This window comes from Cryobacterium sp. Y11 (assembly GCF_002929535.1).
GTDB lineage: Bacteria > Actinomycetota > Actinomycetes > Actinomycetales > Microbacteriaceae > Cryobacterium.
Window position 1 is genome coordinate 282,131 of sequence record NZ_PJJO01000057.1, and the last position, 7,345, is coordinate 289,475.

A 7,345-nucleotide genomic window follows, 5' to 3' on the forward strand; every position below is an offset into this window, starting at 1 on the left:
GGTGGAGCACACGGCTCGCACACCGAATTGCTCGCGTAAACTATACCCACTATGAGTATCGTTGCCTCCGAACTTGCCCGCCGAACCGTGATCACCCCCTCGGTAGCCGCGATCGACGCCGCGGGGCGTGCGCGCACCTATGAGGTGCGCACCTTCGGCTGCCAGATGAATGTTCACGACTCCGAACGACTGAGCGGATCGCTCGAAGCGGCCGGGTACGTTTCGGCCAATGGCGGCGAAGCCGACATCGTCGTGATCAACACCTGCGCCGTGCGGGAGAATGCCGACAATAAGCTCTACGGCAACCTCGGCTACCTGGCATCGGTGAAGCGTAAGCACGAAGGCATGCAGATCGCCGTTGGCGGCTGTCTCGCTCAGAAAGACAAGAACACCATCCTCGAGAAGGCCCCGTGGGTGGATGTCGTCTTCGGCACCCACAACATGGGGTCCCTGCCGAGCCTGCTCGAACGCGCCCGCCACAACGGTGAGGCTCAGCTCGAGATTCTTGACTCCCTGGAGACCTTCCCCTCAACCCTGCCCACCAAGCGGGACTCCAGCTATAGCGGCTGGGTCTCCATCTCGGTCGGCTGCAACAACACCTGCACCTTCTGCATCGTTCCTGCCCTGCGCGGCAAGGAAAAGGACCGCCGTCCAGGCGAGATCCTTGCCGAGATCCAGGCACTCGTCGACGACGGTGCCATCGAGGTCACCCTGCTGGGGCAGAACGTGAACTCGTACGGTGTTGAGTTCGGCGACCGCCTCGCCTTCGGCAAGCTGCTGCGTGCAGCGGGCAAGATCGAGGGGCTGGAACGCATTCGCTTCACCAGCCCGCACCCCGCGGCCTTCACCGACGACGTCATCGATGCCATGGCCGAGACGCCCGCCGTCATGCCTCAGCTGCACATGCCGTTGCAGTCCGGGTCTGACCGCATTCTCAAGTCGATGCGCCGCTCCTATCGCGGGGCGAAATTCCTTGGCATCCTCGACCGCGTGCGCGCACAAATGCCGAACGCGGCCATCAGCACCGACATTATCGTCGGCTTCCCCGGCGAAACCGAGGATGATTTTCAAGAAACCCTACGCGTGGTCGAGCAGGCCCGTTTTGCGACTGCGTTCACCTTCCAGTACTCGATTCGCCCTGGCACCCCCGCCGCGACCATGCCAGACCAGGTTCCTAAGGCCGTCGTGCAGGACCGTTACGAACGCCTGGCCGCCGTGCAGGAGCGCATCTCCCTCGAAGAGAACCAGACGATCATCGGCCGTGAGGTTGAACTGCTTGTCGCCAACGGCGAGGGTCGCAAGGACAGCGACACGCACCGCATGAGCGGGCGCGCCCCCGACAGCCGCCTCGTGCACTTCGACGTGCCGGCCGGCTCAGCCCGGCCCCGGCCCGGCGACATGGTCACGGTTGTAGTCACTCAGGCAGCGCCGTTCCACCTCATCGCCGACTCGACCGACGGGGCGCCCCTGCGCATCCGTTCAACCCGCGCCGGCGATGCCTGGGACCGTATCGACGCCGAATCCTGTGGAGTTCCGGCGCACGGCGGAACGGCCGGCGGCACCGGCCCAGTCTCCCTCGGCCTGCCGACCATCGGCCTGCGGTTCGAGAGCGGCTCGAGCACCATCCCCATTTACAACGTGAACGACGACGAGCGCTAGGAACGGTGTCACCTGAACCACCGGCGCGAGCCGTATCACAGGCAGCTGCGCCGGTTCCAAGCGCAATGTCGGTCCACGCAGCAACGCCCGTTCTGATTGCGATCGTCGGGTCGACCGGCACCGGCAAGTCTGAGTTGTCCCTCGACCTGGCTGAACGTTTAATTCAGCGTGGGCAGCCAGCCGAAATTGTCAACGCCGATGCCATGCAGCTGTACCGAGGCATGGACATCGGTACCGCGAAGCTCAGCCCCGCCGAGCGTCGCGGCATTCCGCACCACCTGCTCGACGTTCTCGACGTGACCGACGAGGCAACGGTCAGCAACTTCCAAGCGGATGCCCGCGCTGTTGTTACCGACATCCTCAGCCGCGGCGCTGTGCCGATCCTGGTCGGCGGCTCAGGGCTCTACGTGTCCTCGGTCGTATTCGACTTTCGGTTTCCGGGAACGGACCCGGTTCTGCGCGCCCGCCTCGAAGCCGAATTGGTCGTCGTTGGTCCGGGTCTGATGTACGCCCGGCTGCAGAAGATCGACCCGCAAGCCGCGCTGCGCATCGGCCCGAGCAACGGTCGTCGGCTGGTGCGCGCGCTCGAGATCGTCGAGCTCACCGGGGCCCCGCACCTGGCCGCCCTGCCGGACGAGCCGGTGTACTGGCGCGCCAGCGTGCTACTCGGATTACGCACACCACGCGAGCTGCTCACCTCCCGGCTTGATGCTCGGGTGGAGCGGATGTGGGCGGCCGGCATCGTCGATGAAGCGCGCGGCCTGCTCGTTGCCGGCATTGAGAGTGGTGTTACGGCTAGCCGCGCGATCGGTTACGCTCAGGCCCTCGGCCAGGTGCACGGCACTTTCAGCGAGGCCGAGGCAATTGAAGCTACTCAGCAGCTCACCCGCCGCTACGCTCGTCGGCAGGTCAGCTGGTTCAAGCGCTACGCCCACACTCAGTGGCTCGAATCCGACGCGGCCGACCGGGTCGACGATGCCCTCGCGCACGTCGATCGGGGTAGTGCGCCCTGAGTTCGGGAATGCGCTGCGCGGCTGCCCCGTAAACTGGCAGCATGGGCATCACGTTGAACTTCACCAAGGGCCACGGCACAGGCAACGACTTCGTGCTGTTCGCTGATCCGGATGGACAGATGGAGCTCACCCCCGCGCAGATTCGCGCCGTCTGTGACCGCAAGTTCGGCGTCGGCGCCGATGGCATCATCCGCGCCGTGCGCAGCAAGAACCTGGTGGACGGCGCCGCCGCCCTCGCCGAAGACGACGCCGCCGAGTGGTTCATGGACTACTGGAACGCCGACGGCACGGTCTCGGAGATGTGCGGCAACGGCATTCGCGTCTACGCCAAGTTTTTGATTGAGAACAACCTCGCCGAGCTGCTGCCGGGCGACACCCTCACCATCGGCACTCGCGGCGGCGTGCGCGACGTGCAGCGCAATGCCAGCGGCTTTCAGGTTGACCTCGGCCGGTGGAAGCTGGACGGCACTGAGACACTCGTGCGCACCAAGAACCTGCCGGTCGCCCGCCCCGGCCTCGGCATCAATGTCGGTAACCCGCACACGGTGGTCGCTCTTGCCGATGACGACGAGCTGGATGCTGCTGACCTCACCTTCATTCCCCAGCTTGACCCCGAACCGGTCGGCGGGGTCAACATTGAATTCGTTGTGCCGAACGACCCTCTCGTCGTAAACGGCGTTGGCCGTTTCCGCATGCGGGTACACGAGCGTGGCAGCGGCGAGACGCTATCATGCGGCACCGGAGCGGTCGCGGCAGCCCTGGCTACCCGGCACTGGGCCGGCAAGTCGGCGCCGCATCAGTGGCGGGTTGAGGTTCCCGGTGGAGTGCTCGGGGTACGGATGTTTCCGGCCGAGGACGGCGAGCACGTGTCGCTGTCCGGGCCGGCCGAGCTGGTCTTTGACGGGGTTCTGAACCTCGGCTAGTCCCGGTGCACCTGGAGCACGCGAAAACCCTTGCTGATGGCCTCTCGCGTGGTTTCAAAGGTGTCGGGGAGTTCGTCGGCGAGCCAACGCTGGAGTGAATCGGAGCCGAGGTTGCGTTGCACGACGAGCCAGGCATCCGCTTCTGATTCGAGGCGGGGCAGCCAGGTCTGCATGAGGCCGTGCAGTTCGTCCTTGCCAACGCGGATTGGCGGATTCGACCAGATTGTGCGAAAGCCAATGGAGGCGGGCACGTCGGCGGCCAGCACGGCCATGATGTTGGTCAGTCCGAGNAGCCAATGGAGGCGGGCACGTCGGCGGCCAGCACGGCCATGATGTTGGTCAGTCCGAGGCTGGCGGCGTTGGTGCGCACCAGGTCAAGCGCGCGCTCATTGACGTCGACGGCCCAAACGGTGGCATCGGGGGAGGCCATGGCGAGGTGCAGCGCGATCGGACCCCAACCGCAGCCGAGATCGAGAAAGTGACCGGTCAATGGGGGCTCGGGGGCGTACTTCAGCAGAACTTCGGTTCCGGTGTCGATGTGCGCGGGGCTGAACACCGAGTTCGCAGTCGTCAGCTCATGATCCTGCCCGTGCAACTGAACCGTGATCTGGCGGGTTTTCAGTACGGTGCCGGGCGCCGGAGAAAAATAGTGGTCGGACGACATAAGAGGAACCTTTCAACTTCGTTGAACTAAGGTTAATGGGATGAATGATCCAACGGCGCCCTCGGGCAACGAAGCAGTAGAAAATTTAGACGCAGAACCCCTTGACCCAGACGATGTCGTCGCGCGTGTGTTGGCCAGTGCCGATAGCAAGGTGGCCGGCTACTCACTGTTCCGCAGCGGGTCAGCTCAGGCATTGCAGAATCAGGCTGCCGGTCAGTACGACGGCAGTGACCACGACGGTGACCAGTCGGAACGAGCCGACCGTAACGCGCTGCGTCGTGTCGGCGGCCTGTCGACCGAGCTCGAAGACGTCACCGAGGTTGAATACCGGCAGCTGCGCCTCGAAAACGTCGTCTTGGTGGGCGTGTATACCCACGGCACCGTCGACGACGCCGAAAACTCCATGCGCGAACTGGCCGCTCTCGCCGAAACCGCCGGGGCAACCGTGCTCGACGGTCTGCTGCAGCGTCGGGCCACCCCCGACCCCAGCACCTACCTCGGCAAGGGCAAGGCGCAAGAAGTGGCCGACATCGTCAAGGCGCTCGGCGCCGACACCGTCATCGCAGACACCGAGCTGGCTCCCAGCCAACGACGAGCCCTCGAAGACGTGGTCAAGGTCAAGGTCATCGACCGCACCGCCGTGATTCTCGATATCTTCAGCCAGCACGCCAAAAGCCGGGAGGGCAAGGCGCAGGTCGAACTCGCCCAGATGGCCTACATGCTGCCGCGCCTCCGCGGTTGGGGTGACTCGATGTCCCGCCAGGCCGGTGGCCAGGTCGGCGGCGCCGGAGCAGGCATGGGCTCCCGTGGCCCCGGTGAGACCAAGATCGAACTGGACCGCCGCCGCATCCATACCCGGATGTCTAAACTGCGCAAGCAGATGATCGAGATGAAGCCGGCTCGCGAGGCCAAACGCGCCAACCGCAAGCGCAACGCCGTTCCCTCTGTCGCGATCGTCGGGTACACCAACGCCGGCAAGTCCAGCTTGCTCAACCGCATCACCAAGGCTGGCGTGCTCGTCGAGAACTCCCTGTTCGCGACCCTCGACGCCACCGTGCGCAAGTCGACGACGGCCGACGGGCGTCTCTACACCCTCACCGATACGGTCGGTTTCGTGCGCAACTTGCCGCACCAACTGGTTGAAGCCTTTCGCTCGACCCTCGAAGAAGTCGCGGACGCCGACGTCATCGTGCACGTCGTCGACGGATCCCATCCTGACCCCGTTGCGCAACTGGCTACCGTGCGCGACGTTATCTCCGAGGTCGGTGCCAGCGACATTCCCGAACTGGTCGTGTTCAACAAGAGCGATCTGATCAGTGACGACGACCGGCTCGTGCTGCGCGGCCTGGAGCCGAAGGCGACCTTCGTGTCGGCCCGCACCGGTGAGGGCATCGAGACCGTGCTCGCCGCGGTGGCGCTGCTGCTACCGACGCCGCAGATCGAACTCGACCTGCTCATTCCCTACGATCGCGGTGACCTGATCGCAGTTTTGCACGACCTCGGCCGCATCGAAACGACCGAATATGTGGAGACCGGAACTCACGTCAGAGCTTTCGTCACTGCAGAGATGGAATCGCAGTTCGCCCTCTTCGTGATACTGCCCGCGTTACCCGCGTAGCTTCTGGCCACCGCTGACGTCCTAAGCGCGGTGGCCCGGGGTGGTTTTACACTGTCCGCCGTCGGTCAAATCCTGCTGGGCAGATCTGGCGCCATGAGTGCACAGGTATTTTCCAGTCACCGACAAGGCACGGCACCCCTGCAGAAAAAAATTGAACGCGCGCCCGTACCTATGACTCTCGCCAAGGGTGTCTGTAGGCTCTTCTAGCCATTCCGAAGGGTCATGCACCATTGAGTGGTGTTGTTTCCCGCTCCTGAGCGTTGGTTGCTGCGTTAACGTGGCGAGCCACCGTGGGATGATCCGTGAGTACCGACTTAAGCAATTCCGTGCGGTCACCACCATGCTTGCAAGGTCCCATCCGAAGGTCGCCGACATGCTCACCGATGCCCAACCCGACCCGCTTGCCTTCGCTGCTTTTTGTGCGGCGTCACTGGCGACAGATTTGGTCGACCAACCCGCCAGAACGAGTCAACGAAGAGATCGAACGTCGAAGACACGACTTCCGATGTATTCCATAACTCGCTTCGTGCTCTTGACCGTAAAAAATCTACACGAGCGGATGCTCGCGCTCCCCAGCCACAGCCTACGGGCAGGTCATACTGGGCCAGGCTTGTTCCGACCAAGTCAACCGCTGAACGCGCCCGGAGATCTCTGCCAAAGCGAACCGCCGCGCGCGGTATCCGTTCAGCACTTGGCTCCCTCACCATTCGATCGACAGCTCGCGCTCTAATTCTGAATGGGAAACCCCTACGAGACGGGTGGGATGTTGCGCATTGTGGTCATCGTGAGAGTTTGTGCTGTTTTGCTATCGGAAAGCGCGGCTGATACCTGCGATGATCTGAGTGAGAGAGATCCAGTCCAAGAATCGTTGCAGGGGACGCAGCGGCGAGAATAGGAGGGTCTTCCACGCCGGGCCTGGTATGCCAGATGACGTGCGTGTGCCATTAGAGAGATGTGAGGGCTGCGCAGCCTCGGCTGTTCACGCAGATTGCACGGTGTCCGCTGTTCTTGCGGCCAGCAGCCGTCAGTACGTCCATCGCACGCGGGGTCCATTCGTAGCCCCGTGTCTGATGAAAAACGATCCGCTGAGGTTCCAGCGTCACGGTTGTGACGCCGAGGCGCTGCAGATGCGCAGTGTTCATCCTGCGGGTGGCATCGCGGACGCCCTCGAGCGAGAGACCGGTCGTGCGGAGCGCGCGTCCGGCGAGCTGGTCGTTAATGACCAGGGCCGCGAAAAGGTGCTCCAAATCTCCCACCCGCAGCCCGTGGCGCGAGGCTTCTTCCATGCCTGCCTGCGACAGTTGCTTCATGGTCGCGGCGGCAGTCCTGAATGTGCTCACGGATTTCGCCTTGGGATAGTGATAGCCGGATCGACCTGACGGTACGCGTCGGGTGTAGACCTGATGCCGGTGATCTCCGGTGAGAACCGCGATTCTGGTATCGTCATTTTTGATGAATGCGCGTTGCG

General features: G+C 63.6%; 7 protein-coding genes and 1 pseudogene. 5 read left to right on the forward strand and 3 right to left on the reverse strand.

Going from position 1 to position 7,345, the window contains the following annotated elements; all coding sequences use genetic code 11:
- Positions 1-51: 51 nt before the first annotated feature.
- From miaB to dapF, 3 genes are all read left to right on the forward strand, one after another.
- On the forward strand, positions 52-1,659 hold the full coding sequence (miaB, locus tag CXY75_RS11985; RefSeq protein ID WP_104083032.1) for a tRNA (N6-isopentenyl adenosine(37)-C2)-methylthiotransferase MiaB: 1,608 nt from the start codon (positions 52-54) through the stop codon (positions 1,657-1,659).
- A gap of 65 nt (positions 1,660-1,724) precedes the next feature.
- On the forward strand, positions 1,725-2,672 hold the full coding sequence (gene miaA / locus CXY75_RS11990; RefSeq protein WP_104083033.1) for a tRNA (adenosine(37)-N6)-dimethylallyltransferase MiaA: 948 nt from the start codon (positions 1,725-1,727) through the stop codon (positions 2,670-2,672).
- Between the two features lie 41 nt (positions 2,673-2,713).
- Positions 2,714-3,595: a diaminopimelate epimerase gene (gene dapF, locus CXY75_RS11995; protein ID WP_104083034.1), complete on the forward strand. Its 882-nt coding sequence runs from the start codon at positions 2,714-2,716 to the stop codon at positions 3,593-3,595.
- On the opposite strand, the gene CXY75_RS21050 is transcribed toward dapF, so the two are convergent.
- Together CXY75_RS21050 and CXY75_RS21055 are read right to left on the reverse strand one after the other, a co-directional pair.
- Positions 3,592-3,867: a hypothetical protein gene (locus CXY75_RS21050; RefSeq protein ID WP_369826719.1), complete on the reverse strand. Its 276-nt coding sequence runs from the start codon at positions 3,865-3,867 to the stop codon at positions 3,592-3,594. The genes dapF and CXY75_RS21050 overlap by 4 nt on opposite strands.
- 8 nt (positions 3,868-3,875) lie before the next feature.
- The gene (locus tag CXY75_RS21055) at positions 3,876-4,259 is read right to left on the reverse strand and encodes a class I SAM-dependent methyltransferase (RefSeq protein WP_369826720.1); all 384 of its coding nucleotides are present in this window, start codon (positions 4,257-4,259) and stop codon (positions 3,876-3,878) included.
- A gap of 40 nt (positions 4,260-4,299) precedes the next feature.
- Between CXY75_RS21055 and hflX the strand changes: the two genes are divergently transcribed.
- Positions 4,300-5,877 (forward strand): GTPase HflX, encoded by a 1,578-nt coding sequence (gene hflX, locus CXY75_RS12005; RefSeq protein WP_104083035.1) that lies wholly within the window; start codon positions 4,300-4,302, stop codon positions 5,875-5,877.
- Between the two features lie 383 nt (positions 5,878-6,260).
- On the forward strand, positions 6,261-6,395 hold the full coding sequence (locus tag CXY75_RS19500; RefSeq protein WP_146069457.1) for a transposase: 135 nt from the start codon (positions 6,261-6,263) through the stop codon (positions 6,393-6,395).
- A 426-nt stretch (positions 6,396-6,821) separates the two neighbouring features.
- Here the strand turns inward: CXY75_RS19500 and CXY75_RS19835 are convergent.
- A pseudogene (locus tag CXY75_RS19835) lies at positions 6,822-7,345 on the reverse strand (hypothetical protein); the annotation flags it as partial.